27 protein-coding genes and 2 tRNA genes are annotated in these 26,539 nt (G+C 55.4%); 10 read left to right on the top strand and 19 right to left on the bottom strand.

The window, feature by feature from the left end; all coding sequences use genetic code 11:
• Window positions 1–210: 210 nt before the first annotated feature.
• Together CBW42_RS01600 and typA are read right to left on the bottom strand one after the other, a co-directional pair.
• Entirely contained in the window at window positions 211–588 is a 378-nt protein-coding gene (locus CBW42_RS01600; RefSeq protein WP_087017086.1) for a RidA family protein, read from the bottom strand.
• A gap of 18 nt (window positions 589–606) precedes the next feature.
• A complete protein-coding gene (gene typA / locus CBW42_RS01595) occupies window positions 607–2,427 on the bottom strand; it encodes a translational GTPase TypA (protein WP_087017084.1) in 1,821 nt (606 codons plus the stop codon).
• Window positions 2,428–2,656: 229 nt separating this feature from the next.
• On the opposite strand from typA, the gene CBW42_RS01590 reads away from it, so the two are divergent.
• The 3 genes from CBW42_RS01590 to CBW42_RS01580 all read left to right on the top strand — a co-directional run bounded on the left by CBW42_RS01590 (window position 2,657) and on the right by CBW42_RS01580 (window position 3,117).
• Window positions 2,657–2,730, top strand: a tRNA-Gln gene (locus tag CBW42_RS01590).
• 3 nt (window positions 2,731–2,733) lie between these two features.
• Window positions 2,734–2,807, top strand: a tRNA-Gln gene (locus tag CBW42_RS01585).
• 64 nt (window positions 2,808–2,871) lie between these two features.
• Complete coding sequence (locus CBW42_RS01580; RefSeq protein WP_087017082.1) at window positions 2,872–3,117, top strand: hypothetical protein; 246 nt, start codon at window positions 2,872–2,874, stop codon at window positions 3,115–3,117.
• Window positions 3,118–3,173: 56 nt separating this feature from the next.
• Here the strand turns inward: CBW42_RS01580 and CBW42_RS01575 are convergent, their stop codons facing one another.
• The 10 genes from CBW42_RS01575 to csaB all read right to left on the bottom strand — a co-directional run bounded on the left by CBW42_RS01575 (window position 3,174) and on the right by csaB (window position 14,619).
• Entirely contained in the window at window positions 3,174–3,704 is a 531-nt protein-coding gene (locus CBW42_RS01575) for a hypothetical protein (protein WP_087017080.1), read from the bottom strand.
• Between the two features lie 36 nt (window positions 3,705–3,740).
• Entirely contained in the window at window positions 3,741–5,000 is a 1,260-nt protein-coding gene (purD, locus tag CBW42_RS01570) for a phosphoribosylamine--glycine ligase (protein ID WP_087017077.1), read from the bottom strand.
• A gap of 84 nt (window positions 5,001–5,084) precedes the next feature.
• Entirely contained in the window at window positions 5,085–6,260 is a 1,176-nt protein-coding gene (locus tag CBW42_RS01565) for a phosphoribosylaminoimidazolecarboxamide formyltransferase (protein WP_087017075.1), read from the bottom strand.
• 20 nt (window positions 6,261–6,280) lie between these two features.
• Window positions 6,281–6,985, bottom strand: coding sequence for an IMP cyclohydrolase (locus tag CBW42_RS01560; RefSeq protein WP_087017073.1), 705 nt, complete (start codon window positions 6,983–6,985; stop codon window positions 6,281–6,283).
• A gap of 33 nt (window positions 6,986–7,018) precedes the next feature.
• On the bottom strand, window positions 7,019–7,648 hold the full coding sequence (gene purN, locus CBW42_RS01555; RefSeq protein ID WP_087017071.1) for a phosphoribosylglycinamide formyltransferase: 630 nt from the start codon (window positions 7,646–7,648) through the stop codon (window positions 7,019–7,021).
• Window positions 7,642–8,679 (bottom strand): phosphoribosylformylglycinamidine cyclo-ligase, encoded by a 1,038-nt coding sequence (gene purM, locus CBW42_RS01550; protein ID WP_087017069.1) that lies wholly within the window; start codon window positions 8,677–8,679, stop codon window positions 7,642–7,644. Before purM ends, purN begins: the two co-directional genes overlap by 7 nt.
• Window positions 8,672–10,135 carry an amidophosphoribosyltransferase gene (gene purF / locus CBW42_RS01545; protein ID WP_242969760.1) on the bottom strand — a complete coding sequence of 488 codons (1,464 nt, stop codon included), beginning with the start codon at window positions 10,133–10,135 and terminating at the stop codon, window positions 8,672–8,674. The genes purM and purF overlap by 8 nt, the downstream gene beginning before the upstream one ends.
• A gap of 76 nt (window positions 10,136–10,211) precedes the next feature.
• Complete coding sequence (locus CBW42_RS01540; protein WP_087017065.1) at window positions 10,212–10,913, bottom strand: phosphoribosylaminoimidazolesuccinocarboxamide synthase; 702 nt, start codon at window positions 10,911–10,913, stop codon at window positions 10,212–10,214.
• 32 nt (window positions 10,914–10,945) lie between these two features.
• Window positions 10,946–11,440 carry a 5-(carboxyamino)imidazole ribonucleotide mutase gene (gene purE / locus CBW42_RS01535; RefSeq protein ID WP_087017063.1) on the bottom strand — a complete coding sequence of 165 codons (495 nt, stop codon included), beginning with the start codon at window positions 11,438–11,440 and terminating at the stop codon, window positions 10,946–10,948.
• Window positions 11,441–11,862: 422 nt separating this feature from the next.
• A complete protein-coding gene (csaB, locus tag CBW42_RS01530) occupies window positions 11,863–14,619 on the bottom strand; it encodes a polysaccharide pyruvyl transferase CsaB (RefSeq protein ID WP_087017061.1) in 2,757 nt (918 codons plus the stop codon).
• A gap of 207 nt (window positions 14,620–14,826) precedes the next feature.
• Here csaB and CBW42_RS01525 point away from each other — a divergent pair, with 207 nt between their 5' ends.
• From CBW42_RS01525 to CBW42_RS01515, 3 genes are all read left to right on the top strand, one after another.
• Complete coding sequence (locus CBW42_RS01525) at window positions 14,827–15,411, top strand: hypothetical protein (RefSeq protein WP_087017059.1); 585 nt, start codon at window positions 14,827–14,829, stop codon at window positions 15,409–15,411.
• 150 nt (window positions 15,412–15,561) lie between these two features.
• Complete coding sequence (gene aspS, locus CBW42_RS01520) at window positions 15,562–16,884, top strand: aspartate--tRNA(Asn) ligase (protein WP_087017057.1); 1,323 nt, start codon at window positions 15,562–15,564, stop codon at window positions 16,882–16,884.
• A 125-nt stretch (window positions 16,885–17,009) separates the two neighbouring features.
• The gene (locus CBW42_RS01515; protein ID WP_087017055.1) at window positions 17,010–17,777 is read left to right on the top strand and encodes a 4Fe-4S binding protein; all 768 of its coding nucleotides are present in this window, start codon (window positions 17,010–17,012) and stop codon (window positions 17,775–17,777) included.
• Window positions 17,778–17,874: 97 nt separating this feature from the next.
• On the opposite strand, the gene CBW42_RS01510 is transcribed toward CBW42_RS01515, so the two are convergent.
• The 4 genes from CBW42_RS01510 to CBW42_RS01495 all read right to left on the bottom strand — a co-directional run bounded on the left by CBW42_RS01510 (window position 17,875) and on the right by CBW42_RS01495 (window position 20,792).
• Window positions 17,875–18,117 (bottom strand): HPr family phosphocarrier protein, encoded by a 243-nt coding sequence (locus CBW42_RS01510; RefSeq protein ID WP_087017053.1) that lies wholly within the window; start codon window positions 18,115–18,117, stop codon window positions 17,875–17,877.
• A gap of 180 nt (window positions 18,118–18,297) precedes the next feature.
• Entirely contained in the window at window positions 18,298–18,921 is a 624-nt protein-coding gene (locus tag CBW42_RS01505) for a flavodoxin family protein (RefSeq protein ID WP_087017051.1), read from the bottom strand.
• 15 nt (window positions 18,922–18,936) lie between these two features.
• The gene (locus CBW42_RS01500) at window positions 18,937–19,836 is read right to left on the bottom strand and encodes a YihY/virulence factor BrkB family protein (RefSeq protein ID WP_165761007.1); all 900 of its coding nucleotides are present in this window, start codon (window positions 19,834–19,836) and stop codon (window positions 18,937–18,939) included.
• Between the two features lie 95 nt (window positions 19,837–19,931).
• Window positions 19,932–20,792 carry a putative RNA methyltransferase gene (locus tag CBW42_RS01495; protein ID WP_133058243.1) on the bottom strand — a complete coding sequence of 287 codons (861 nt, stop codon included), beginning with the start codon at window positions 20,790–20,792 and terminating at the stop codon, window positions 19,932–19,934.
• A 156-nt stretch (window positions 20,793–20,948) separates the two neighbouring features.
• Here CBW42_RS01495 and CBW42_RS01490 point away from each other — a divergent pair, with 156 nt between their 5' ends.
• The 4 genes from CBW42_RS01490 (at window position 20,949) to CBW42_RS01475 (ending at window position 23,717) form a co-directional block, all read left to right on the top strand.
• On the top strand, window positions 20,949–21,500 hold the full coding sequence (locus tag CBW42_RS01490) for an SLOG family protein (protein ID WP_330395836.1): 552 nt from the start codon (window positions 20,949–20,951) through the stop codon (window positions 21,498–21,500).
• Window positions 21,497–22,039 carry a chromate transporter gene (locus tag CBW42_RS01485; RefSeq protein ID WP_087017044.1) on the top strand — a complete coding sequence of 181 codons (543 nt, stop codon included), beginning with the start codon at window positions 21,497–21,499 and terminating at the stop codon, window positions 22,037–22,039. Before CBW42_RS01490 ends, CBW42_RS01485 begins: the two co-directional genes overlap by 4 nt.
• 3 nt (window positions 22,040–22,042) lie before the next feature.
• A complete protein-coding gene (locus CBW42_RS01480; protein WP_087017042.1) occupies window positions 22,043–22,609 on the top strand; it encodes a chromate transporter in 567 nt (188 codons plus the stop codon).
• A gap of 277 nt (window positions 22,610–22,886) precedes the next feature.
• Window positions 22,887–23,717, top strand: coding sequence for a glycosyltransferase family 2 protein (locus tag CBW42_RS01475; protein ID WP_087017040.1), 831 nt, complete (start codon window positions 22,887–22,889; stop codon window positions 23,715–23,717).
• A gap of 42 nt (window positions 23,718–23,759) precedes the next feature.
• Here the strand turns inward: CBW42_RS01475 and CBW42_RS01470 are convergent, their stop codons facing one another.
• From CBW42_RS01470 to scfB, 3 genes are all read right to left on the bottom strand, one after another.
• Window positions 23,760–24,359 (bottom strand): hypothetical protein, encoded by a 600-nt coding sequence (locus tag CBW42_RS01470; protein WP_133058242.1) that lies wholly within the window; start codon window positions 24,357–24,359, stop codon window positions 23,760–23,762.
• A 74-nt stretch (window positions 24,360–24,433) separates the two neighbouring features.
• Window positions 24,434–24,919, bottom strand: a complete 486-nt coding sequence (locus CBW42_RS01465) for a hypothetical protein (protein WP_133058241.1) — start codon at window positions 24,917–24,919, stop codon at window positions 24,434–24,436.
• A 169-nt stretch (window positions 24,920–25,088) separates the two neighbouring features.
• Window positions 25,089–26,462 carry a thioether cross-link-forming SCIFF peptide maturase gene (gene scfB, locus CBW42_RS01460; RefSeq protein ID WP_087017034.1) on the bottom strand — a complete coding sequence of 458 codons (1,374 nt, stop codon included), beginning with the start codon at window positions 26,460–26,462 and terminating at the stop codon, window positions 25,089–25,091.
• Window positions 26,463–26,539: the final 77 nt, after the last annotated feature.

Below are 26,539 nucleotides of genomic sequence, written 5' to 3'. Positions count from 1 at the left end.
GTAATATTATATCCAATCTTCCCGTTTTCGTCAAGAGTTTTTTTGAATTTTTTTAAAAATTTTATTTTTATCTTTTTTCGCATCTAAAATACCCGATTCTTGAGTGAAATGCCAGTTTTACAGAATATTCTCCATCATCTTCCACCTGACAGAAAAAGCTTCCACCTGACAGAAAAAGCCGGCTGCACATACAGCCGGCTTTTGTTCGGATTACTTGATGCAGATGGTCTCTACCTCGAGCTTTGCGCCCTTCGGCAGGCCTGCCACTGCGAAGCAGGAGCGTGCCGGAGCCGCTTCCGGGAAATACTTCGCATAAACTGCGTTGAATGCGGCGAAATCCGCAAGATCAGCCAGAAAACAGGTGGTCTTCACGACATTTGCAAACGTCAGACCAGCTTCTTCCAGAATCGCGCCGATGTTCTGCATGACCTGTTCTGCCTGTTCCTCGATGGTTGTTCCCTCGACCTCGCCGGTTGCCGGATTGATCGGAATCTGGCCGGAGGTGAACAGATAGCCCTCGGTCTCAATCGCCTGCGAATACGGGCCAATTGCTGCCGGTGCCTTCGGGGTAGAAATTACCTTTTTCATTTCGCGCATCTCCTCTCGTTACTTGCCGCCCTTTGCCTTCTTCATACGCTCGGTATTGGACAGAATTGCCTTGCGCATGCGAACGCTCTTCGGCGTGATTTCAATCAGCTCATCCTCACCGATGAACTCCATTGCTTCCTCAATCGACATGATGCGCGGCGGAACGAGGCGCAGGGCATCGTCCGAACCGGATGCACGCATGTTGGTGAGCTGCTTCTTCTTGCAGACATTGACCGCCATATCCTCATTCTTCGGGGATACGCCGACAATCATGCCTTCATATACTTCCGTGCCTGCGCCAATAAACAGCTGGCCGCGCTCCTGCGCATTGAACAGACCGTAAGCGACTGCCGTACCGGTCTCAAATGCGATCAGCGAACCGGTGGAACGCTTGGAAATCTCGCCCTTGTACGGCTGGTAATCATAAAATACCGAGCTCAGAATGCCCTCGCCCTTGGTATCGGTCAAAAATTCGTTCTTATAGCCGAACAGGCCGCGCGCCGGAACCAGGAACTCGACACGCATGCGGTCGCCCTGCGGTGCCATATGCTGGAGTTCGCCCTTGCGCGCACCCATCTTCTCCATAACAGAGCCGAGTGCATCTGCCGGTACGTCCGCAACCATGCGCTCAATCGGCTCATAGCGCTTGCCATCAATAATCTTATACAGCGCACGCGGTGCACCAACCTGGAATTCATAGCCCTCACGGCGCAGGGTTTCGATCAGGATGGACAAATGCATCTCGCCGCGGCCCGCAACGCGGAAGGTATCCGTGTTTTCGGTCTCATGTACGCGGAGCGAGACATCCTTGAGCAGTTCACGGTGCAGGCGCTCGCGCAGCTGGCGGGAGGTGACATATTTGCCCTCACGGCCCGCAAACGGGGAGTCGTTGACGGAAAAATACATCTCAACCGTCGGCTCGGAAATCTTGACGAACGGCAGCGGCTTCGGATTTTCCGGTGCGCACAGCGTATCGCCGATGGTAACATTTTCGATGCCGGAAACACAGACGATATCACCTGCGGAAATGTCCTCAACCGGTGTATGTCCGAGGCTGTCGATGGTGTACATCGACGCAATCTTCGCCTTGTACGGATCGGTATGCTTGTTGTAATTGCAGACCGTCACGTCCTGACCGACATGCATCGTGCCGCGCTCGACACGGCCGATGGCAATTCTACCGACATAATCGTTGTAATCGATGGAAGAAACCAGCATCTGAAGGTCGCCCTCGGTGTCGACATGCGGCGCCGGGATGTGGTTCAGAATGGTCTCAAACAGCGGGGTCAGGTCTTCACCCGGGATATTCGGAGACAGGCTTGCCGTGCCGTCACGGCCGGAGCAGTACAGAATCGGGCTGTCCAGCTGCTCATCATTGGCATCCAGTGTCAGCAGCAGCTCGAGGACTTCGTCGCCGACATCGGACAGACGCGCATCCGGACGGTCAATCTTATTGATAACGATGATAATTTTGTGGCCGAATTCCAGTGCCTTTTCCAACACGAAGCGGGTCTGCGGCATCGGTCCCTCAAAGGCATCGACCAGCAGAATAACGCCGTCTACCATCTTCAGGATACGCTCGACCTCGCCGGAGAAGTCCGCATGTCCCGGGGTGTCAACAATATTGATCTTGGTATCCTTGTAGTGTACCGATGTATTCTTTGCAAGAATGGTAATGCCGCGCTCTCTTTCGAGATCGTTGCTGTCCATGACGCGCTCTTCCACAACCTGGTTCTTGCGGAATGCGCCGCCCTGCTTGAGCATCTGGTCAACCAGCGTCGTCTTGCCGTGGTCGACGTGTGCGATAATTGCAATGTTTCTCAAATCATTTCTGACCATGAAGATCCTCCAAACGCAAAACAAATGCGAATATTAAAATAATTTCGTTGATTTTTATACGTATCTTATTATACCCCGTATACTATGCTTTTTCTATCTCCGATATCGTCAAAATTTCGCCTGTTTTTGTGCATTTTTTTCAGAAATATTTTTAAACTTTTTCTTGACAAGCAGTCGGATTGTGCGTATAATAATATTCGCTGGTTCACGAGAGCACAGCAACCAATATTGCCGAATTGTGTAAGGGTAGCACGACAGACTCTGACTCTGTTTGTGAGGGTTCGAATCCTTCTTCGGCAACCATATTGCCGAATTGTGTAAGGGTAGCACGACAGACTCTGACTCTGTTTGTGAGGGTTCGAATCCTTCTTCGGCAACCAGAATCTGACCGCTCAGAATCCTCTGAGCGGTTTTTCTTTATCCCTGTGAAAAGGAGGCCTCCCTATGCCGCGCATGATGATTGCAGACGAACACACCGGCCTGCGCCCGCTGAACGGCGAGCCGGTTCTGAGCGGTATTTTCGACGGAGATACCTGCGGGCTGCGGCTGGAAAACGGCTGCGTGATTTTCGACGATGGCCAGCCCAACTACCACACGCGCGACGGGCGCGAATTTGCCGAAGTCCTCGAGCTGGAGGACGAAGCCGACGGCATCAGCGGGATGATTGTCGGCTATGTAGAACTGAACTGACACGAAAAAACCGCCCCGGAAGCTCCGGAGCGGTTTTGCTTTTGTATGCAACGCAATCAGATGTTTGGCAGAAGATCCATTTCCTTTGCGACTTCTATATTTGCCGCACCCATCGCGATCTGTGCCAGCGCATCGACAAAGCGCTGGATGCCGGACAGCATCAGTGAGAAATAATCACAGATATCGGTCACCATGCGCTCGAGGTCATCCTGCATGTTGAGCACGATGTTATGGCGCATATAAATCACGCCGTCCTCTTCGTACAGGCCGAACTGGCCGATGGTGCAGAAATTATTACTGTAGAAAATCGCACGCTTCAGCTCCGGCAGGTTGCGCTCCATGCCCTTCGGATCAATCTGAAGGAGGGTCGCATGCATCTGGAACAGTGCGGTTTCCTCGCGCGCCATCTTTGCGGGCGGGAACCACATGTCGATGATGACATCCTGCTGTACCTTGCCCTGCTTGACCAGTTCTACCCGCGTCATCGCCGGATTGCCGTCCTTGCCGTCAAAAAATTCCGTGCGGAATCCGTTCTGCTTGATGACGTCTGCCATGCAGGCAAGCACGCGCTGCTTGGTTTCTTCCATTGCTTTCACCTTCACTCTAAGTTAATTTTGGGTCTCTCAGCCCTTTTTAATGCCGATATCGTGGCGGATATGTGCCTTTTCAAAGTGGATCTTTTCCACATCGGCATATGCCTTTCTGATGGCCTCATCGAGCGTCGCCGCTGTCGCCGTCACGCCGAGCACGCGGCCGCCGCTGGTGACGATTTTGCCGTCATCGGTACGCGCCGTGCCCGCATGGAACACAATCGACTCGGTGACGTTGTCCATGCCGGTAATTTCCTTGCCCTTTTCATAGGCAAGCGGATAGCCGCCGGACGCCATGACAACACAGCACGCCGCATTGTCTGCCCACTTGATATCCATTTCATCCAGCTTGCCGTCGATGACCGCATTCATAATGTCAAACAGGTCACTTTCCAGACGGCACAGAACTGCCTGCGTCTCCGGGTCGCCGAAGCGCGCATTGTACTCGATGACCTTCGGCCCTTTCGGAGTCAGCATCAGACCGAAATACAGCACGCCGCTGAACGGACGGCCTTCCGCCTTCATTGCAGCAACCGTCGGCTTGAAGATGGTATCCATGCAGGTCTGCGCAATGTCATCCGTATAGAAGCGGGACGGAGAAAATGCGCCCATACCACCGGTGTTCGGGCCTTCGTCGTTGTCGTAAGCGCGCTTGTGATCCTGTGCCGACGGCATGGTGGACAGGTGCTCGCCGTCGACAAATGCCAGCACGGAGACCTCCGGGCCGGTGAGGAATTCCTCGATGACAACACGCGCACCCGCGCCGCCGAAGCGGCCGCCGTCAATCGCGTCATGTACGGCTGCAATTGCCTCGTCCTCAGTCATGGCAACCGTGACGCCCTTGCCGAGCGCAAGGCCGTCCGCCTTGATGACGATCGGCGCGCCGTTCTCCTTAATATATGCAATCGCCTCGTCGCTGTTTTCAAATACTGCATAGCCCGCCGTCGGGATGTTATATTTGTGCATCAAATCCTTTGCAAACGACTTGGAGCCCTCGATGATCGCCGCATTTTTGCGCGGGCCAAAGGCACGGATGCCCTCCGCCTCCAGCGCGTCGACCATGCCCAGTGCGAGCGGATCATCCGGCGTAACGACAACCAGATCCGGCTTGTTCTCCTTCGAGAATGCAACGACACCGTCGATGTCGGTCGCCTTGATGTTGACACACTCCGCAATGTCGGCAATGCCGCCGTTGCCCGGTGCGCACCAGATTTTATCTACCTTCGGGCTTTTTGCCAGCGTCATGCAGACTGCATGCTCGCGTCCGCCGCCGCCGATAACCAGAACCTTCATATGGAAATCCTCCTCTATATACCGCCAAAAGTCAGGCACGCCGACCCCGGCGCACCTGACTTTGTTGTCACGGTTTTGTTTCAATCAGTGATGGAACAGGCGGATGCCGGTGAACGACATCACGATGCCATACTTATTGCAGGTCTCAATGACATTGTCATCGCGGATCGAGCCGCCCGGCTGTGCGATGTATGCGACACCGGACTTCTTTGCGCGCTCGACATTGTCGCCAAACGGGAAGAATGCATCCGAACCGACGGTGACGCCGGACTGGGTTGCAACCCATGCCTTCTTCTCCTCTGCGGTCAGCGGCTCCGGCTTGACCTTGAACTTGGTCTGCCATACGCCCTCTGCCAGAACGTCCTCATACTCGTCGGAAATATAGATGTCAATCGCGTTGTCGCGGTCCGGACGGCGGATGCCGTCGACAAACTGCAAGCCGAGTACCTTCGGATGATGACGCAGGAACCAGTTGTCCGCCTTGTTTCCTGCCAGACGGGTACAATGGATGCGGCTCTGCTGGCCCGCACCAACACCGATGGTCTGGCCGTTCTTGACGTAGCAGACGGAGTTGGACTGGGTGTACTTCAGCGTAATCAGCGATACAATCATATCGAGCTTTGCCTGTTCCGGCAGCTCCTTGTTCTCGGTTACGATGTTGGTCAGCATGTCCGCATCGATCTTGAGATTGTTATGTCCCTGCTCGAACGTAATGCCGAAGATTTCACGGCGCTCGATTGCTGCCGGCTCATATGCCGGGTCAATCTGGATGACCGTGTAACGGCCGCCGCGCTTGCTTTTAAGAATCTCCAGCGCCTCATCCGAATAAGACGGTGCAATGATGCCGTCAGAAACCTCGCCCTTCAGATATGCTGCGGTCTGCGCGTCACACTCGTCGGACAGAGCAACCCAGTCACCGTAGGAGCACAGGCGGTCTGCGCCGCGGGCGCGGATGTACGCACAGGCAATCGGGGAAAGCTCCTCGTCAGTATCGACAAAATAAATCTGCTTCTCGACGTCGGACAGCGGCGTGCCGATGGCAGCACCTGCCGGACTGACGTGCTTGAACGAAGCGGCGGACGGCATGCCGGTTGCGGCCTTCAGCTCACGCACCAGCTGCCAGCTGTTGAAGGCATCCATAAAGTTGATGTAGCCCGGCTTGCCGTTGAGCACAGTGATCGGCAGCTCGCCTTCCTTCATATAAATGCGGGACGGCTTCTGATTCGGGTTACAGCCGTATTTCAATTCGAGTTCTGTCATAATTCCATTTCCTCCCGTTTTCAGCAATGCTTGTTGCGGATTACGCTGGATGCCTTGCCGGTCTCCAGGTCGATGAAGCTGACGTACAGCGAAACCTTGTTGTCCTCGTTGAGGTTCTCCCATACCAGATCGGTAAACGACTCCAGATCGCCCTCGATGCGGACGGTCTCCGGTTCGCCCTCGAAAGACGGCAGCGGCGAGCCGTCACCCATATAGGTGTGGATGAAATGACCCAGACCGGCGCGCGGTGCGTCATACTCAAAGAAGAAACGCTTGTTGCAGGCCGGATCGCCGTCGAAGCTCTTGAGGATGGACAGCTCATAGGCGCCGTCCGGCTCCACGATGCCGGAGATGCGCGGGGTATAGTTCGGGCCATCCGGCTCAAACTGGCGGGTACGCAGTGCCTCGATGTAGCTCTTGCCAGCTGCAAGGCCGTCGCGGACGGTGTCGGTCTGGTCGCCGTTGGTGACGATGGTCGCACCGTTGAACGCACGAACCGGATGATAGATAATCAGCGACGGATCGACCATCTTGGACGGATCAAATGCCTCCGTGCGGATGCCGTCCTCGGTCTCCGTAAAGATGCGGTTGCGGCTGTTTTCGCTGCGGCCCATGATAAAATATGCAATCACCGCAGACTTGTTGTCCGCGCTGCGGCCGAGCACGATGCCGCGGCCAGGATAGCTGTTCGCGCGAAGCTGCGCTGCAAGATCAAAAATTTCCATGAAATATGTCTTCCTTTACTCGAAATTGCGGATTTATTCCGAAATCGTGACGATACCGTCGTCCGATACCGACAGTCTTCCCTCACAGAACAGGGAGACCACATGCGGCAGGAGCACATGCTCCGCCTGTGCCATAACGCGCTTCTGGAGCACCTCCGGCGTGTCGCCCGGCAGTACCTCAACTGCCTTCTGTGCGATAATCGGGCCGCCGTCGGTAATGGCGTTGACGAAGTGCACGGTTGCACCCGTGACCTTCACGCCCTTGCGCAGTGCCGCCTCATGCACATGCAGACCGTAATAGCCATCGCCGCAGAACGACGGGATGAGCGACGGATGCACATTGATGATGCGGTTTTCAAACTCACGGCAGAAGCCCTCGTCCAGCACGGTCATGAAGCCCGCCAGCACGACCAGCTCCACATCCTTTTCGTGCAGGAACCGCGCCAGCGCGGCACAGTACTCTGCGCCGGACGCATAATCCCGCTTTTTCATGACATAACCCGGAACGCCCGCATTTCTGGCGCGCTCCAGTGCATACGCGCTTTCGTTGGACGAAATGACTGCGCGCACGCGGCCGTTTTTGATCTCGCCGCGCGCCTGCGCATCCAGAATTGCCTGTAAATTCGTACCGCCGCCGGAAACCAGGACTGCGATATTTACCATAACTGAACTTCCTTCTCGCCGTTTCTGCACTCGCCGATGATGTAGCCGGTCTCGCCCGCCTCAGCGATTGCCTGAAGTGCCTTTTCCGCCTGGTCAGCCGGAACGGCAACGACGAGGCCTGCACCCATGTTGAACGTATTGTACATGTCGCGCTCCGGGATGTTGCCGGTCTTGGCGATCAGGTCGAAGATCGGCGGGGTCGGCAGCGCGCCCTTCTCAATAAAGACGGAGATGTTGTCCGGCAGCATGCGCGGAATGTTTTCATAGAAGCCGCCGCCCGTGATATGGCTCATCGCCTTGACATCGACTGCCTTGATGAGCGACTGGATGGTTTTGACATAGATCTTGGTCGGGGTCAGCAGCTCTTCGCCCAGCGTCTTGCCGAACTCGGCAATATAGCGGCGGACGGACTTTTCATTGATTCCCAGCGTCTTGCGTACGAGCGAATAACCGTTGGAATGTACGCCGGAGGACGCTACACCGATGAGGACGTCGCCGGCTGCCAGCTTCGAGCCGTCAATCATCTTGTCGTGGTCGATGATGCCGACAGAGAAGCCCGCCATATCGTACTCGTCCACCGGATAGAAGCCCGGCATTTCCGCGGTCTCTCCGCCGACCAGTGCGCAGCCTGCCTGACGGCAGCCCTCTGCGATGCCGCTGACCAGCTCTGCGATGCGCTCCGGATAGTTCTTGCCGACTGCGATGTAGTCGAGGAAGAACAGCGGCTGTGCGCCGCAGCATGCGATATCGTTGACACACATCGCAACGCAGTCGATGCCCACGGTGTCATGCTTGTCCATCAGGAAGGCCAGCTTGAGCTTGGTTCCGACGCCGTCGGTGCCGGAAACCAGAATCGGGCGCTTCATGCCCTGTACCGGCGGCTCAAACATGCCGCCGAAGCCGCCGATGGAACCGAGGACGCCCGGAATGTAGGTGCTCTCGACAAACGGCTTCATTTTTTTGACAGCTTCATAGCCGGCGGTAACGTCGACACCGGCTGCCTTGTAACTTTCAGAACGGCTGTTAAGCATTTTCTCCAATCCCACTTTCAAATATATTCTTTTCGATGGTGTCCGGAACCTCAATCGGATATTCTCCGCTGAAGCATCCGTTGCAGAAGCCGCATCTTGCGCCAACTGCTATTTTATTTGTCGCTTCCAGCGACAGATAACCGAGTGAATCAACGCCGATCAGATCGCGGATCTCCTCGACCGTGCGGCCGTAGGCAATCAGATACTTGCGATCCGGTACATCGGTGCCGAAGAAGCACGGATGCAGGAACGGCGGCGCGGAAACGCGCATGTGCACTTCCTTTGCACCTGCGTCGCGCAGAATTTTGACCAGACGGGCACAGGTCGTGCCGCGAACAATCGAGTCATCGACCATGACGACGCGCTTGCCTTCGAGGTTGTTGCGCAGGGCATTCAGCTTGATGCGTACCGAACGCTCGCGGTTGTCCTGTCCCGGCTGAATGAACGTGCGGGCAATGTAACGGTTCTTAATCAGACCGACGTCATACGGGATGCCCGACGCCTTGGAATAACCGATGGCAGCGGTCAGACCGCTGTCCGGCACGCCGATGACGACATCCGCCTCAATCGGGTCTTCCTCATACAGATAGCGTCCCGCCTCCTGCCGCGCATACGCGACCGAAGCGCCGTCGATGACGGAATCCGGACGGGCAAAGTAAATATACTCAAACACACAAGTGGTGTGGTTGCAGTGGATATCGCACTTCATAGTGCGCATCTGGCCATCCTCAATGATGATGACCTCGCCCGGCTCGACGTCGCGGATGAACTCCGCGCCCAGTGCATCCAGCGCACAGGTCTCCGAGGCAAAGATATACGAATCATACAGCTTGCCGAGTACCAGCGGGCGGAAGCCATGCGGGTCGCGCGCCGCGATCAGCTTGCGCGGCGACATGACGAGCAGCGAATATGCGCCCTGCACGCGGTACATTGCGTTGAGCACCGCGTCCTCAATGCTGCCGCATTTGAGGCGCTCGCGCACGATGGTGTACGCCAGAACCTCTGTATCCGAAGAGGAACGGAAAATGCCGCCGTCCAGCTCGATTGCCTTGCGCAGCTCGCCTGCGTTGACAAGGTTGCCGTTGTGTGCAATTGCAAGATTGCCCTTGCAGTGCGTGATGCAGACCGGCTGCGCGTTTTCACGCGACTGAAGTCCGGTCGTGGAATAGCGGACATGGCCGATTGCCATCGTGCCCGGCATGCCGTCCAGAATCTCCTGGTTGAACACATCGTTGACCAGGCCGAGGTCTTTATGGCACTTGATGACACCGTTTTTGTTGACCGCGATGCCACACGCCTCCTGTCCTCTGTGCTGGAGTGCGAACAGCGCGGTATGCGTGTCATGCGCCGGACTGATCTTGTCGACGTCCTTCTCGTTTACATAGATACCGAATACGCCGCATTCTTCATGCAGCTTGTCCTGCATGCCGAACGGCGTGCAGTCTGCTTTTCTCATTTTATATTTCATATAAGCCCTTTGTCCGAAAATTGAGATTTGCCGTGGATTTAGGCGAGGGTCTGCCCGCCCGAGATTACATAAAATTTCCTCCGGTCATCCTGTGCAGGATTGCCTCACTGACATCCTTTGCACCGCCGGGGTCACGTCGGAAGCGATCCCTGTCCAGCTTTTCGCCGGTTTCCGCATCCCACAGTCGGCAGGTGTCCGGTGTGATTTCGTCCGCCAGAACAATCGTTCCGTCGGACAGCCGTCCGAACTCCAGCTTGAAGTCGATCAGATCAACACCGAGCCCGCGCAGAAACGGCTTCAGGATATCATTGATACGGAATGCATATCTGTCGATCACCGCCAGCTCCTCCGGGGTGCACAGCTCCAGCTCAAACGCATGGTACCGGTTTATCATCGGGTCGCCCAGCGACGCGCTGCGGTAATAGTACTCCAGAATCGCAGCGTGCAGCCGCGTGCCCTCCGGCAGGCCGATGCGCGGACACAGCGAACCTGCGGCCACGTTGCGGACGACGATCTTGAGCGGAACCATGTGCGCCCGCCGAATGACGGTTTCCCTGTCGGAGAGCTGTTCGACGAAGTGGGTCGGAACACCCTCCCGTTCCAGCATCTGCATCAGACAGACGGATACGCGGTTGTTGACCGCGCCCCGCCCCGGAACGGCAGCCGTTCCCCGGCTGTCCTTATACGCGGCGATGAGCAGCTCCGGGTCGTTGGTCGCATAGACCTGCTTGGCCCTGCCCTCATACAGCAGCTGTTTCTTCTCCATGAACAACACTTCCTACCGTACCGGCGCGTGCCTTACTTGCTGTATTCGGCGGAAACCTTCGCGTCCTTTGCTTCCACCTTCGCCTGCATGTCCGCCTTGAACTGTGCAAGCTTTTCGGTCAGCGACGGATCGCCGAGTGCCAGCATCTGTACCGCCAAAATGGCAGCGTTGTCCGCGCCGTTGACTGCTACCGTCGCGACTGGGATGCCAGACGGCATCTGTACCATGGAGAGCAGGCTGTCCAGTCCGTCCATGAACGACGACTTGATCGGCACACCGATGACCGGCAGCGTCGTGTATGCCGCAAGCACGCCGCCCAGATGTGCTGCCTTGCCTGCTGCCGCAATGATGACGCCATAGCCATCCGCTGCCGCATTTTTTGCCAGCTTCTCCGCTGCCGCCGGGGTGCGGTGCGCAGAGATAACGCGCACATCAAACGGAACACCGAACGATTCCAGCTTGTTGATGCAGCCCTCCATAACCTTGAGATCGCTGTCCGATCCCATGACAATACATACTTTCTTCATACAGGCTCCTTCTTTCTTGTACACAGACCGTTTTTTGAACAACCATTCAAAACCATCTGCAACAAAAACGCAGGACATCGCGCACAAAAGGCGACGTCCTGCTGTTGTTTTGCATCATTGACCGTTTTCCGCTGAAAAATGGCTGCAAAAATCCCCCTGGCAGAAACGCTGTACAGCGCAGCCCAGGGACGGAGCTATGTTGTCGGAATATCCAGCAAACATGTGTTTCAGGGCTCCTTTCAGCCAAACCGCGAAAGAATCGATCGTATATCATTATTGTATTACAGTTATGTAATCTGTGCAATACAAAGTTTTACTTTTGTAAAAATCTCGGAAAATTTACCAACGAACGCGGTGCTTTTCCGACAGTTTTTGACCTTTTTGTGCTGACGTTTCGGGCAGATGCCGCCCGCCTGTGCCGATTATGCACCCAGCAGTTTCAACCACTGCTGTAAAACATGATCCTTATAGAAAACCGCTGCACGTTCGGTCGCGCGGCCGCTCATCGCGGCGCGCAGTTCCGCGTCATCAATCAGCTGAATCAGCTTCTGTGCGAACAGGTCTTCGTCGCGATTCGGCACGAGGAATCCGCTGACATTGTCTTCGATAATGGTCGCCGGGCCGACACGGATGTCAAAGGCAACCGGCGGCGTGCCGCACGACATGGACTCGACCAGCACCAGTCCAAAGCTCTCTGAAACCGAGGTCAGCGCAAAGCAGGCGGATTTCGCCATTTCCGTCAGCAGCACGCGGTGCTCCAGCGCGCCTGTAAAACAGACATTGTTTTCTATCTTCAGCTGGGCCGCGTATTGTTTGAGCATCTGTTCCAGCTCGCCCTCGCCCGCAATTTTCAGCATCCAGTCGGGATGGGTCGGAACGACCTTTGCCCAGATGCGCAGCAGCGACGGAAAATCCTTGTCCGCATGCAGGCGTCCGGCTGCGATGACCTGTTTTTCCCTGTGCGAAACCGGCGGGATATCCGGCGGCTCGATGAAATTCGGGATGGTCAAGCACTGAATTCTGCTGTTGTGCCCCTGCATAAATTCACGGATTTCCCGTGTAGTCTGGTCGGTCAGCAGCACGAAATAATCGATATTCTGGTATTTTGTCTGGAAATCGTGAATCAGCTTTTTGTCGAACTGATGGTCGGCATGCAGTTGTACAATTTTTTTCACCTGCGACGCACCATATTTGGACAGCAGAATGGCATGTTCATTGCGCGTGGCAATGACCGTGCCGTCTGAAATCGCCTGAATCGCGCGCTTCATCGTGCTGTGCTTGCGGTACAGTATTTTGACCGCGCGCACACCCTCCTGCAAAATCCGAATCGGATTTTTCTGATGCAGTGCATCGGAAAACTGCCGACGGTTCGGCGCATCCTTCGTGAGATAGGTCACAACGACGTTGTCGTTCAACGGATACACAGGCTCACCCAATCGATAGGTACACAATATTTCCACTTCAAACCCCTGCTCCACCAGTGCGTTGGCAAGCGTCGAAATTACCATCTCCACGCCGCCATGCTTCAGATGCAGGCTGGTCAGATATATTTTGTTCGTTTTCACACTAGATGATCCTCTTTTGCTAAGATATCCGCCCTGTTTGTCCGGAGCAGCATCCGGGCTTTGCTGTGCGATGGATGCGAGCAGCGCCCGCATCTGTTCCAGATTTCCGCTCTCCTCCGCAGTCAGCTGTCCGGCTGCCTGTTTCCAGCGGCTGCGTTCCTGTTCGCCCTGCAAGCGGTCGATCTGCTCCATCAGCTGCTCACCCGTGACATCCTGCACATGCAGTGTCACATCCTGCCGCCCGATGGACTTCAAAAAGCCATCGACCTTCATGTCGTAGGAAATGCCGATGCTCGGCACGCCGTTTTCCACGGCAAAAATCAGTGAGTGCAGCCGCATGCCGACAACGAGCGACATGCGCGAGAGCACGGAAATGGTCTCATTGATGGCAATCTGTTCCGAAATAAGAAAATATGGGCAATGCAACTGGCGGATGACTTTTTCCGCCGCGTCACAGTCGTGCGGGTATTCAATCGGGACAAAAACCGGAACCAGTCCATAGGTCTCCCACGCATATTGGGCTGCGCGCGCAATTTCCGGCGCCGCGCGGTCAAACCCCTTCCATTCGCGCAGACCAAAGCCGATATAGCGCCCGTCTGCCGGGATGCCCAGCCGCGCGAACAGCTGCTCCGTCTGCCCGGATTCCAGCTGCTGGATGCAGATGGTCGGGTCTGCCGTGCGCACAATATGCGGATGGGAAACCCCCATGTTCGCCAGCTCCTGCACGGAATCGTCATCGCGCAGCGTGATAATATCGACGCATTTGTCAATGACGCGTGCCGCTGCCCAGCGGTGCAGGCCGCCGTAGACCGGCCCGATGCCGCAGCCATACATCATCACGCGGCAGCCGCGCAGCTTTGCCATGCACAGCAGCAGCAGATAATAATACAGTGATCGGCGGGATGTCGCGTTTTGAATCAGGCTGCCGCCTCCGCTGATAAACAGTACAGCCTGTCCCAGTGCCTTCCACAGTGCCGGAAAGTCAAACGTATGACACGCCTGCACACCGTTTCTGCACCGTGTCTCCTCCGGGCGGCGGGAGGTGACATAGACCGGCATTTCTGCATCCGCCTGATGCAGCTCATGGATGATCGCATTTAAAATCGCGTCATCCCCCGCATTGCCGCGCCCATAAGCGCCGCAGATCACCGCACCGTCGCGCCGTCTGTCCGCACTCCGCTGTGCCATATGTACGGTATGCCGGTACAGCTCCGCGAGCTGCTCCGGCGTTTCACTTACCGCGCGCACACGCGCCGGGTCAACACCCAACCCGTTCAGCATACACGCATCCAGCTGCGCACCGTCTGCCGCACAGCAGTCCGCCGCATGCAGCAGCGCGCACTCCCGTCTGCCATATGCCATGACGTCCTCGCCCGCGCATTCAAACACGAACGGGATGCCGCGCTGTTTTGCAATTCTGCTGCCGCAGCGTGCTGCCACAGCGCCGTGGCAATACAGCAGCTGCGCGCCGTGCAGCACGGCCTCCGGCACGCCGCCCGCCTTCATCCGGACAGGGACAATCTCATAGCCCTCTCCGAGCTGCTCTGCCAGCGCCGCTGTACCCGTCATACCCTGTCCGGCAGTGCCGCCGTCCATAATATGGATAATCTTCATTCAATATCCTCTTACCAATAATCTGGAAATATCTTCAGACAACCGCATTTCTCTGCATGTTTTACAGCTGTCCGGAAAAACTGCGCACAGAAACCGTTCCCATGCGTTTTCACGAAAATGATAGCACACCGTTCCTGCAATGTCAACGCAGCCTCCCCTTCCTATTCGGCGCATTTTCTGCTATACTGACACTCGGAGGGACGACCAATGGATTATTTTGACGCTTTGACAGACAAACGCATTGACAGCGAAACCGCCGACCTCGTCGACCGCCTGCTGGAGCGGCATGCCGCCGCGCTCGTACCGTGCGAAATGCCGCTGTCCGATGTTCTGACACAGATACAGGCGGAATATCCGCTCATCCAGCTTCCGCCGGATGACATCCAGTGCGCACGCACGGCACTCGCCGTCATTGAAACCGCTTTTCCGGAAGATGCGGACTGGCTGCCGCATGACCCCGACGCCCGGCTGGATGCCGCACTCCCGCTCGCGAAAACCCTGCGGCTGGACATTCGCTGCATGGAGGTCTCAAATACCGACACCGGATGTGCGCTGTACACCGAACAACAGGCAGCATTTGAGCGCCGCACTGCCGGGTGCGGCCTCTCATGGTCACCGATGCCGGTGCGCATTTGCGCCGAAACCTCCACCGGCTACTGCCTTGTCACCGGCTCAGATACGCTCGCCGACCGCATCACCTGCCTGCGCGGCATCTCCCGCGAAGATATCGACACGCGGACGCCTGTCCTGATTGCTTGGCTGCGCGCGAAATACGGCGCGGATTGTGTGTAATTCTCACAGAATTTCTAACTTTTTTATGCGGCATGCTTGATTCATCGCCGGTCATTTATTATAATAGTAAAGTATGACATTCGTTTTTACTACTGATTCCGCGCTTTCCCGCCAGGGGAAGCCCGGAAACAAGAATAGAGAGGACTAACTATGGAATCTATTTCCCTTCCCAAACCGTATGTGGATGCAGTTGAGCTCTGCGCCGCACATATCGGTGAATCGGTTACGTTCCGCGGCACGGTGCACCGTGTACGCGACATGTCCGACTTCGCCTTCGTCATCGTCCGCGTCGACCGCGGTCTGATTCAGTGCCTGCTCAAGAATGAGCTGGACGGCATCACCAAGTCTGACATCCGTGACGGCATGGTCGTCGAGGTCTCCGGCACGGTTCATGAGGAGCCGCGCGCAGAAAACGGCTTCGAGGTCGAGCTTTCCGCTGTCTCCGTGCTTGCAAAGCCGTACGACAAAATGCCGGTACCGCTGGGCAAAAAATATATGGGCATCAATCTGGACACCAATCTGGAATACCGTCCGGTTACGCTGCGCCATCCGCGCATGAAGGCCATCTTCCGCATTCAGGGTGCACTGTGCGACGGCTTTGCAGAATATATGATGTCGCAGGGCTTTGTCCATATGAACTCGCCGAAGATTGTCGCTGCCGGCGCTGAGGGCGGCGCAAATATCTTCAAGCTGGATTACTTCGGTCAGAAGGCATATCTGGCACAGTCCCCGCAGTTCTACAAGCAGTACCTCGCGGGCGTATTCGGCCGCGTCTTTGAGATCGGCGGCGTTTACCGCGCAGAACGCCACTCCACCTCCCGCCACCTGAATGAATATATCGGCCTTGACTTCGAGATGGCTTATATCGATTCGATGAAGGACGTCATGGAGATGGAAACCGGCATGCTCAAGTATGTCATGGACTATATCCGTGCACACTGCAAGCCGGAGCTGGAGTTGCTGAAGGCAGATATCCCGACCATCGATACCATCCCGTCCATCACGTTCAAGGACGCAAAGCAGATCATGCTGGACAAGTTCGGTCACAAGTCGAAGAACCGCTTTGACCTCAACCCGGATGAGGAGCAGATGCTGTGCGATTACGCCAAGAGTGAACTGGGCAGCGAATTTATCTTCGTCACCCACTTCCCGTCCGCAAAGCGTCCGTTCTATGCAAAGGACGATCCGTCTGACCCGTCGCTCGCACTGAGCTTCGACCTGCTGTTCCGCGGCCTGGAAATCACGACCGGCGGCCAGCGCATCAACGACTATCAGGAGCAGGTGGACAAGCTGAACGCGCGCGATATGGATGTCAGCCTGTTTGAATCGTTCCTGCTGCTGCACAAGTACGGCATGCCGCCGCACGGCGGTCTGGGCATCGGCCTGGAGCGTCTGACCATGCAGCTGCTTGGTCTCAAGAACATCCGCGAAGCCGCATACTTCCCGCGCGACATGTCCCGCCTCATCCCGTAAGCGGACAACACACAGATACAAGCAAAGGCATGGCCTCCGGGTCATGTCTTTTTTCGCAGGTTGACGCACTGCGCACAGCGCGATACAATAAAAAATAGAAAAAAACACACAGAGGTGCCTGTATCATGACTGTTTTTACCATCACCTTCAGCCCGACCGGCGGCACGCAGAAATGCGCTGACCTGCTGGCAAACGCTCTCTCCCCGGCTCATACCGTGATCGACCTGACCGACCGCACGTTGGATTTTGCATCCATCCCGTTTTCTGCCGATGATGTTTGCATTGTCGCGGTACCCGTCTACGGCGGACGCGTGCCGGATATTGCGGTTTTACGCCTGCGGCAGCTGCACGGCAGCGGTGCACGCGCCGTTCTTGTCGCTGTCTATGGCAACCGCGCATTTGAGGACACACTGCTTGAGCTGCGCGACACACTGCAAGCCACAGGCTTCCGCCCGGTTGCAGCGGTCGCAGCTCTCGCCGAGCATTCGATTGTACGGCAGATTGCCGCCGGCCAGCCGGATGCCGCCGATGCAGCGCAGCTCTCAGGCTTTGCTGCCAAAATTCGGGAACGGCTGGAGAGCGGCAAAATCCCCGAACCGCTTACCGTACCGGGCAATGTGCCCTACCGCGCGTTCGGCGGCGTGCCGCTCAAACCGCAGGCCGATCCGACTGCCTGTAACAGCTGCGGCAAATGTGCTTCCCTATGTCCGGTCGGCGCAATTCCGGCGGACACGCCCGCGGAAACCAATGCCGACGCATGTATCTCATGCATGCGGTGTATTGCAGTCTGTCCGAACGGCGCACGCGCCCTCAACCCGGACATGCTCGCCGGCCTCGCGCAGAAACTGGGCGCAGTATGCGGTGAACGAAAGCAAAACGAGCTGTTCCTGTAACAAAAATCGTACGGGCGGTATCTGTTTTCCACGGATACCGCCCATTTTTGCGCACAAAAAACGGCGGAGCTTCAGCTCCGCCGTTTGCAGCAGACAATTAGTCGTCGTCCTCGATATCCAGGTAATCTTCCAGAGCCTTGAACAGCTTCTTGGTATCGATGTCGTCCTCAACAACCAGCTTGAGCGGCTCGTTCAGGCTGAGCAGGAACATGCCGAGCAGGGACTTTGCGTCAACCATACCGGACTTGCCGTGAATCCAGATATCATACGGGAACTGGGTAACGATCTTGTTGATCTTCTGAATGTCCTCAGTGTTCTTTACGCGAATGGATCTTGTCATTTCAATAGACCTCCTTAAGTATCATGCGACTCCGGCTGTATGGGTGAAGAAAAGCCGGATTGTACTTCATTGGCTTCATTATATCATAGTGTTTTATTTTGTCAAAGGGATTGCCTTATTTTTTTGAATGCTGTGGAATTTTCCACAAAAGCACCAAAAATTACCCCATCCAAGCTCATTTTAGCGGACAAAATTTGTCATCGTACGCTGGCCGGTCACCGGGGGATCCACAACACCCTTGCCGTTCTCGATGAGCTTGAGCAGCCAGGCGATGTTGCGGCCGAGCTTCTGCATGACCTCGACGCCTTCGGTGTCCTGCATGACGTCACCCTTGTTCAGGCCATGTGCTGCCTGCCAGTAATCCGAGGTGGCCATGACCATTTCCATGGTATTCATGTACGCATTGAGCTGCTGGTAGGTTTCCAGACCGCCCGAACGGCGCAGGGTGACGACAGCTGCGCCGACCTTGTGGTGCAGCTTGCTGCCTGCGGCAAAAAATGCGCGGTCGAGGAAGCACTTCATGCCGCCGGCGATGCCGCCGTAATAGACCGGGGATGCGAGAATGATGCCATCTGCCTCCACCATCTTGTCAATCCATGCGTTAACCTCATCGTCCTTCTGCGCACAGTATCCGCTGCCGGTGTTCAGGCAATAATTACATGCCATGCACGGCTTTGCCTTATTGCCGACCTGTACAATTTCCAGCTCAATGCCCTGTTTGTTCAGCTCCTCGCCGATCAGGTTGAGACAGATCTCCGTATTGCCGCCCTTGCGCGGGCTGCCGTTAAATGCAACTACTTTCATATGATAACCTTCCTTTCATCGGTTGCTTCTTTGCTTTTTCCGCTTCTGCCGGTGGCTGCGGACAGCGTGGGACATCAGACGGATATACCAGGGTTTTCCCTTGCAGATAAAATTCCTGTGCCTGCGCTTCATCAAAATAAAATTCAGTTCAAAGCCCAGAAACAGAATAATTCCTGTCATATACATCCACAACATGAGCACCATGATTGCGCTGAGCGAACCATACAGCGCATCATACCGGCTGATGTTGTTGATATAGAACGTAAAAATCATCGTGCAGACAATCCACACGAGCAGTGTGAACACTGCGCCCGGCAGCGCATCTCGTATTTTCATGATGCAGTTCGGCGCGAGATAACACAGCAGCAGCAGAAACAGAAACATCAGCCCGATTGGGATGATATACCGCCCATAATGCCACAGATCCATCAGCCACATCAGCTGCTGCGGAATATCGATATATTTGGTAATCAGCGCATTGATGCTGCGCCCGAGAATCAGCAGGATAAAGCTGCACACAATGGCAAAAATAAAGCCCGCCGCTGTCAAAATCTCGAACAACAGCTGACCGATGCCGCCGCGGCGGTTCGGGATATTATAAATGCGGTTGACATTGTACATGATTGAGCTCATCGTCCGACTCAGGAAATAGATGCCGAGAAGAATGAAGCCGATCATGCGCCAGATCAGTTCAGCGGAAGAAATATTCCCGATATATCGCGTGATAATCGGCGAAACAATGCGCTGAATATCTCCCGGCAGCACGCTGAGCAGATGCAGCAGCGTTGTCTGCGAAACCTTTGTTACAGACAACAGGGAGCTGACGATCAGCAGCAGTGGAAAAATAGAAAACAGCAGGTAATAGGACAGCTCCGCAGACGCCTTCGGAATATTATCCGAAAAATAGCTGCGCACGAGCTGTATTATGACTTCCTTTGTACCTGGCTCGTTTGGATGATTGATATGATTCGACCGGTTTGACAGGATCCCCGCCTCCCCTCTGCTTTTATTCAGTATACCATATTTCTCTTTTCAGGGAAAGCACTTTGTTCCATTTGCTGACGAAACGTCAGCAACAAAAAGGACAGCGTCACGTCCAGCTCGCGCAGGGCGTGCAGGCGTTCCAATCCGCGGCGCGGTGTGCGGTGTGCATATGGCGTCATTGCAAACAGCGTCTGAATGTCCGCCGCATCGTCAATATGCACCTGATAGGTTATTTTGTGCCGCTCTGCCAGCTGAAATCCGTCCAGCCCGTGCTTTTCTTCGCGGTTTTTATATGGGGTATCGTATACCGCGCATTTGAGCTCCCACAAATGGTCTGCCCCCGGCACGACACACAGCACGGCGCCATCCGGCTTGAGCACCCGATGAAATTCCTCCGCAGGTGTCGGCGCGAAAATCGAGCAGATGATATCCGCACAGCTGTCGGCGACAGGCATATGATACACACTTCCTGTGACATACTGGGTAAAGGCATCGCGCTTTGCCGCGTACTGTGTCGCAGACTTGGAGATATCTATGCCGACGCTGCCCGCAAGTTGCCCGCCTTCGTGCAGCACCTGTGCCAGCTGCCGCGTATAATAGCCCTCGCCGCAGCCCGCATCCACCAGCCGCACGGCAGAGTTTCCCGCCGCCAGACGGCGCACCTGTGCGCACAGACCTTCCGCCAGCCCGGCATAATAGCCGCGGTCGAGAAAGTGGCGGCGCGCCATCACCATCTCCCGGCTGTCGCCGGTGTGCTCTCCTGGGCGCGACGATTGCAATAAATTGCAGTAGCCTGCGCGCGCAATATCATAACTGTGGCCATTCCGGCAGCGCAGGGCATGCTCCTCGCGGACAAGCGGCGCGCCGCAGTGCGGACAGATCAACATGATTTCCTCGTTCCTTTCGTTATTCACATAGCTGATATTATAGCACAGGTGTCCTGTCGGTTTCAAATCCGAAACAAATGACACAATCCGACTCCGGTTGCCTTTTCTTTCCTGCGGTGCTACAATAATGGTTGCCAAATCCTACTTTAGGGAGGGATTTCTCTGAATTCATCCGTATGCTGTTTTTCCGGCTACCGCCCGGAAAAAATGCCCGCCGATATGCCGGAAGGTTCCCCTGCGTTCTGTGACATGCAGCAGCGCCTGCGGCGCGCTGTCCGGCGAAAGGCTGACAGCGGCTGCCGGCATTTCCTGTCCGGCATGAGCCGCGGCTTTGACCTCTGGGCAGCAGAGGCCGTACTCGAGCTGGCGCGGGAGGGCTGCCCGATTGACCTTTGGGCTGCCATCGCGTTTCCCGGCATGCAAAAATACTGGGAGCCGGAATGGAGCCGACGCTATGACGCCGTGCTCGACCAGGCTGCCCGTGTGTTCGCCCTGTATGACCGGTATCAGCCGGACTGCTACACGACGCGCGACCGGTTTCTCGTCGAGCAAAGCAGCGCATGCATCTGCTTTTTTGACGGCACACCGGGCGGAACAGCATATACTGTCGGGCTCGCGCGCCGCCGCGGTTTGGAGATTGTCAATCTGGCAGACCCACAGCTGTCCCTTTTTGAAAACGAAACCATTATGAGAGGAAATGTCCCATGAAAGAACTGCTTTCCATGTTCCTGACCTTTGCGCGCATCGGCGCGTTTACCTTTGGCGGCGGTTATGCCATGCTGCCGATTTTACAGCGCGAGGTCGTCGAAAAAAAAGGCTGGTGTACCGACGATGAGCTGACCGATATGTATGCCATCGGCCAGTGCACGCCGGGCGTCATCGCCGTCAATGTCGCCACGTATATCGGCAATAAAAAACGCGGACCGGTCGGTGCCATTTTCACCACACTGGGCGTGATTTTCCCGTCTATTGTAATCATCACGGTCATCGCCTCGTGTCTGACGCATTTCGCGGAATATGCGGTCGTCCAGCATGCCTTTGCCGGTATCCGCATCGCGGTCTGTGCTCTGGTCACCAAGACCATCTACACACTCGTAAAGAAAAATGTAATCGACGCAGCGACGCTTGTCATCTTTATCCTGACATTCTGCTCGGTTGCGCTGCTCGGTGTCTCGCCGGTTGCCGCTGTCCTTGTCTGCGGCCTTGCGGGCGCACTGCTGCACGGCGGAACAAAGAAGGGGGTGTAAGCAATGGTTTATCTCCAGCTGTTTGTTGAGTTCTTTAAAACCGGTCTGCTCGCCATCGGCGGCGGTCTCGCCACTCTCCCCTTCCTCAAGGAAATCGCACAGACGCATTCCTGGTTTTCGGTCAGCCAGCTGACCGACATGATCGCCATTTCCGAATCGACGCCCGGCCCGATCGGCATCAATATGTCGACCTATGCGGGCTTCCATGCCGCCGGGATCCCGGGTGCAATTGTATCCACGCTGTCGCTGGTACTGCCGTCTTATTTTATCATCCTGATTGTATCCCGCTTCATGGAGAAATTCCGCAACTCCCCGCTGGTCAACAACATCTTTTACGGCATTCGTCCGGCAACTGCCGGATTGATTGCAGGCGCCATGTTTGAGGTATTTGTACTGTCGCTGTTCGACACACAGGCCTATGCTGCCAGCGGCTCACTGCTCGACCTGTTCCGTTTTATTCCGATTGTCGTCTATCTTGCGGCATTGGTCGGCGTCTTCCGCCTGCCCAAGCTACACCCTATCGTGTTTATTATCTGCGGTGCAGTTCTCGGCATCGTTCTCCGGCTATAACGCGTACTTCTTTCGCTTGTTTTGCACATATCCCTTGAAATTGTGCAATAAATAGAATACAATCAAATTTAGGCGCTGTCTGAAAACCAAGAAATGACGAATATTTCGCAAAGGCGAGACTGGTTCAAGACAAAAGCACGCTGAAAGCCTTTCGGATTTCAAGTGTTTTTAACGAAGAAGCAGTCCATATTTCTATAAATAGTCAAAATTTTCGACTTTTCAGATACGCCCTAGTACTATTTTGGAGGTTTGGGGAATTTCTCCCCTGTCATATGCTATGCCGGACAATCATCTCGTTTCTGTCGCAGACCAGCCGCTTGTCAGCATAATCGTGCCCGTATACAATGCGGAGCAGTCGCTGCCGCGCTGTTTGGACAGCATCTGCGCACAGACCTATCAGAACCTTGAAATTATTCTCGTCGATGACGGCTCAACGGATGACAGCCTGACAGTGTGCCGCAAGTTCGCCTACCGTGACGCGCGCATTCATGTGCTGTCTCAGCCGAACAGCGGCGTTTCCGCCGCGCGCAACAACGCCATCGAGACCGCCACGGGGAAATACATCCAGTTCGTCGACAGCGATGACTGGATTGATGAAAACATGACCTTCCTGCTGGTGCAGCGCGCGGAACGCGAGCAGGCAGATTTCATCATCTCACATTACTGCCGTGTGGATGGGGAAAAAACCACCGTGCACGGCTTTCTGGAGACCTCAGCCTGCATGAACCGTCTGGAATTCGCACAGGAGCTCATCCGCAATCCCGCCAGCTTTTATTACGGCGTCATGTGGAACAAGCTGTACCGCCGCGATATCATCCGCCGCCATCGCATCTACTGCTATGAGCAGCTCAGCTGGTGCGAGGATTTCCTGTTTAATCTGACCTATATCCTGTGTACTAACCGGATCTGTGCCGTGCGCACGCCGTTGTACTACTACGTGAAAAACGACAAAAGCCTGACGGCAACCACGCTGACACCACATTCCTCCATCGCCATCCGGCGGCAGCTGTTTGAATACTACAAGGTATTCTGCACCGAGCTGGGCATGTTTGAGGAAAATAAAAAACAAATTTACAAATTTCTGGTCGCTACAGCCAAAGATGGCTGATAAAAAAGGATGTGTACGGAATACGCCGCACACATCCTTTTTCTATGCGCCCACAAGCCCCAGCAGCACCGGCACGGCCAACAGCCGCCACAGTGCTGAGCCGCATAGCAGCGCTGTACTGATACCGAGCACGCCGCCAAACCGTCCGAGCGCGGTAAAATAGCCGCGGTTGCCGCGCCCCTGTGCCGCATCCAACACCGCCGCGCACACAAGCAGCAGCGCCGGAATCCAGAATACCGCTGAAATGCCGATGGACACGACGGAAATATAAATCCCCCGCCAGCCCGATTCGACCAGCGCTGCTGCCGCCGAAAATGCCAGCAGAAAACCGCGCAGCGCGGTCAGCAGTCCGACCCACATCATGCGTCCGGGCAGTGCGCCGAGCAAAACTGCGCCGACTGCCCAGCCGAATGTACCGCCGATACACGCCACGACCGTGCGCAGCGAGGGCAGTTCCCCGGTGGCATTCTCCGCCACCAGCGCCGCGAGATCGCCGGCATAGCTGCCCGCGGACTGCGGGATGTGCATGCCGGTAAAGCTGCCTGCCAGCACGCCGCACAGCAGCGCCGCCACCAGAAATGCGAACACCGGCGACTGCCGCAGCCGCCGGACATCAGAAAAGCTGAGCATACCTCGTTTCATCGCCGTTCCCCTTTCCGGTTCCCTGCTAACAAGATATTCTCAGCCTGTTTCTGTTATTCGCTTTTGTCCGCCTGTTACAGCTGGACGGTCTCAATTTCGCCGATCGATCGGAAAATGTCCTCCACCGCAGATTTCATGTGGTTCGGGAAGCGCTTGGAATAGGTCAGGCGGCTCAACTGTGTGCCGTCCTCCCGCTGTTCGCTCTCCACGCAGACGACATTGGTCGCCTTCGCAACGCGATCCTGAATGTATTCGCAGCTCCGTCCCGGAATGGTGGAAACAAGCACGCGGCCGCGTGTCGTTCCGCAGATAGACGAGAGCAGGGTAGAAAACTCCTGCCGTGCGCTGGAGACAATCATAATCTCAGAGCGCAGCATGGATGCGGAGACATCCGGTGCGCAGTCAATGCCGAGGCCGAGATAATGCTCGCGGCGGATGGCATCCTTTTCCGCAATATGAATATGCTTCGGAGTTACTACATTATTTTTTAAAATACCGTCCAGGATACGTTCGGAAAACTCCGTCATTCCGATCATACCAAGTCCTATGCTATGTGGCATGAAAATCACCTCTGTCATATTACTCTGTCCCGGCGCGGGGAAAGGATTCACCGGAATTCTGTCTGCCTGTGCAGGCAAAGATCGAGTATTATTATTTTCATTATAGAGCGATTTTGCGAAATTTCAACTAAATTATTGTCTTGTTTTGATATTTTGGCGTGTTGCCAGATTATTCCCCAATCATCTCGGCCGCTTTGAGATAAATTGCACATTCCAGGCGTTTTTTCTGTAACTCACAGCCCATCTCATACGGTGTTTCAATGTCGCCGTTCATGTTGAAATTCGCCGCCGCACAACCGCCGGAGCAGTAAAATTTTGCCCAACAGTCCTTGCACTTCGGACGGGTGCAGACGTTCAGGCCGGAGAAATGGTTGGAAATATCCATGTCCAATTTTCCGTCATCCAGCGTGCCCATCAGGAACTCCGGATGGCCGACAAACTGATGGCATGGATAGATTTCGCCGTCCGGCGTCACGGCGACATATTCATAGCCTGCACCACAGCCGCGCAGGCGCTTGATGACGCACGGACCCTGCTGCAAATCGACCATAAAGTGGAAGAAATTGAAGCTGCGTCCTTCCTTTTTGCGCTGCTGCATGATGTCAACCAGCTTTTCATACTCCTCGCCGATGCGCGGAAGATCCTTTTCGCTCAGGTCATAACCGGTTCCCGGCTCGCTGGTGACCGGCTCAACCGACAGCTGGTCAAAGCCCTCATCCGCAATCGAAAGCACGTCGTTGGTAAAGTCGAGGTTTTTGCTGGTGAATGTGCCGCGCACATAGTAGTCGCGATCCTTGCCGCGCTGTGCCACCAGCTTTTTGAACTTCGGCACGATGACATCATAGCTGCCGCAGCCGCCCGCTGTCGGGCGCATCTCATCGTTGACGCACTTTCTGCCGTCAAGCGACAGGACACAGTTGTCCATATTTGCGTTGATGTAGTCAATCTTTTCATCATCCAGCAGCAAACCGTTGGTGGTGATGGTGAAGCGGAATTTTTTGTTCTTTTCCTCTTCGATGGAACGGGCGTAGTCAATCGTCTTCGTGACAGTATCCCACGCCATCAGCGGCTCACCGCCGAAGAAATCGATTTCAATGTTACGGCGTGCGCCGGATTTCTCGACAACGAAGTCAATCGCCTTTTTCGCCACATCAAAATCCATCGTCATGCGCTTGCCCATACCGAAATCACCGGTATCGGCAAAGCAGTACTTACAGCGCAGATTGCAGTCATGTGAGACATGCAGGCACAGCGCCTTGATCGGCGCGCCGGTCGGAATGGCTGCCGCAATGTTGATGTAATCGTCGTCTGCGAACAGATAGCCGGCCTGTTCCAGCTCATACAGTTCGCGGTATGCCTCGCGCAGCTGTTCCGGAGTGAACTGGTCAGACAAGCTGCGGAGGATATCCTCCGGACATTCTTCCGTCATACCGGGCGCGACAACGGCAGACAGTGCATAGGCCGCATCGTCGACAACGTGCACCGATCCACTGTTGATGTCCATCAGGATATTGACACCCTTCATGGAAAAACGATGTATCATAAAAAATGTACTCCTGTCAAACAAAAATTTCGGGACTGACAAAACGCCAGTCCCGATCCTGTATTGGATAAGCTGTG

The sequence above is a fragment of the Butyricicoccus porcorum genome (assembly GCF_002157465.1).
Taxonomy (GTDB): Bacteria; Bacillota; Clostridia; order Oscillospirales; family Butyricicoccaceae; genus Butyricicoccus_A; species Butyricicoccus_A porcorum.
Note: the sequence above shows the minus strand (reverse complement) of the source record. Positions and strands in the feature narration are given on the sequence as shown.

What these genes read in the sequence shown, in the direction of transcription:
- CBW42_RS01485 (WP_087017044.1), top strand. Translation starts at nt 21,497, where the DNA reads ATGAAAGAACTGCTTTCCATGTTCCTGACCTTTGCGCGCATCGGCGCG.
- CBW42_RS01505 (WP_087017051.1), bottom strand. Translation starts at nt 18,921, where the DNA reads ATGAAAGTAGTTGCATTTAACGGCAGCCCGCGCAAGGGCGGCAATACG.
- CBW42_RS01470 (WP_133058242.1), bottom strand. Translation starts at nt 24,359, where the DNA reads ATGAAACGAGGTATGCTCAGCTTTTCTGATGTCCGGCGGCTGCGGCAG.
- purD (WP_087017077.1), bottom strand. Translation starts at nt 5,000, where the DNA reads ATGAAGGTTCTGGTTATCGGCGGCGGCGGACGCGAGCATGCAGTCTGC.
- CBW42_RS01565 (WP_087017075.1), bottom strand. Translation starts at nt 6,260, where the DNA reads ATGACAGAACTCGAATTGAAATACGGCTGTAACCCGAATCAGAAGCCG.
- CBW42_RS01560 (WP_087017073.1), bottom strand. Translation starts at nt 6,985, where the DNA reads ATGGAAATTTTTGATCTTGCAGCGCAGCTTCGCGCGAACAGCTATCCT.
- CBW42_RS01510 (WP_087017053.1), bottom strand. Translation starts at nt 18,117, where the DNA reads ATGACAAGATCCATTCGCGTAAAGAACACTGAGGACATTCAGAAGATC.
- CBW42_RS01465 (WP_133058241.1), bottom strand. Translation starts at nt 24,919, where the DNA reads ATGCCACATAGCATAGGACTTGGTATGATCGGAATGACGGAGTTTTCC.
- aspS (WP_087017057.1), top strand. Translation starts at nt 15,562, where the DNA reads ATGGAATCTATTTCCCTTCCCAAACCGTATGTGGATGCAGTTGAGCTC.
- CBW42_RS01480 (WP_087017042.1), top strand. Translation starts at nt 22,043, where the DNA reads ATGGTTTATCTCCAGCTGTTTGTTGAGTTCTTTAAAACCGGTCTGCTC.
- CBW42_RS01580 (WP_087017082.1), top strand. Translation starts at nt 2,872, where the DNA reads ATGCCGCGCATGATGATTGCAGACGAACACACCGGCCTGCGCCCGCTG.
- CBW42_RS01600 (WP_087017086.1), bottom strand. Translation starts at nt 588, where the DNA reads ATGAAAAAGGTAATTTCTACCCCGAAGGCACCGGCAGCAATTGGCCCG.
- CBW42_RS01575 (WP_087017080.1), bottom strand. Translation starts at nt 3,704, where the DNA reads ATGGAAGAAACCAAGCAGCGCGTGCTTGCCTGCATGGCAGACGTCATC.
- purM (WP_087017069.1), bottom strand. Translation starts at nt 8,679, where the DNA reads ATGCTTAACAGCCGTTCTGAAAGTTACAAGGCAGCCGGTGTCGACGTT.
- csaB (WP_087017061.1), bottom strand. Translation starts at nt 14,619, where the DNA reads ATGAAGATTATCCATATTATGGACGGCGGCACTGCCGGACAGGGTATG.
- purN (WP_087017071.1), bottom strand. Translation starts at nt 7,648, where the DNA reads ATGGTAAATATCGCAGTCCTGGTTTCCGGCGGCGGTACGAATTTACAG.
- CBW42_RS01525 (WP_087017059.1), top strand. Translation starts at nt 14,827, where the DNA reads ATGGATTATTTTGACGCTTTGACAGACAAACGCATTGACAGCGAAACC.
- CBW42_RS01515 (WP_087017055.1), top strand. Translation starts at nt 17,010, where the DNA reads ATGACTGTTTTTACCATCACCTTCAGCCCGACCGGCGGCACGCAGAAA.
- CBW42_RS01495 (WP_133058243.1), bottom strand. Translation starts at nt 20,792, where the DNA reads ATGTTGATCTGTCCGCACTGCGGCGCGCCGCTTGTCCGCGAGGAGCAT.
- purF (WP_242969760.1), bottom strand. Translation starts at nt 10,135, where the DNA reads ATGAGAAAAGCAGACTGCACGCCGTTCGGCATGCAGGACAAGCTGCAT.
- CBW42_RS01475 (WP_087017040.1), top strand. Translation starts at nt 22,887, where the DNA reads ATGCCGGACAATCATCTCGTTTCTGTCGCAGACCAGCCGCTTGTCAGC.
- scfB (WP_087017034.1), bottom strand. Translation starts at nt 26,462, where the DNA reads ATGATACATCGTTTTTCCATGAAGGGTGTCAATATCCTGATGGACATC.
- purE (WP_087017063.1), bottom strand. Translation starts at nt 11,440, where the DNA reads ATGAAGAAAGTATGTATTGTCATGGGATCGGACAGCGATCTCAAGGTT.
- typA (WP_087017084.1), bottom strand. Translation starts at nt 2,427, where the DNA reads ATGGTCAGAAATGATTTGAGAAACATTGCAATTATCGCACACGTCGAC.
- CBW42_RS01540 (WP_087017065.1), bottom strand. Translation starts at nt 10,913, where the DNA reads ATGGAGAAGAAACAGCTGCTGTATGAGGGCAGGGCCAAGCAGGTCTAT.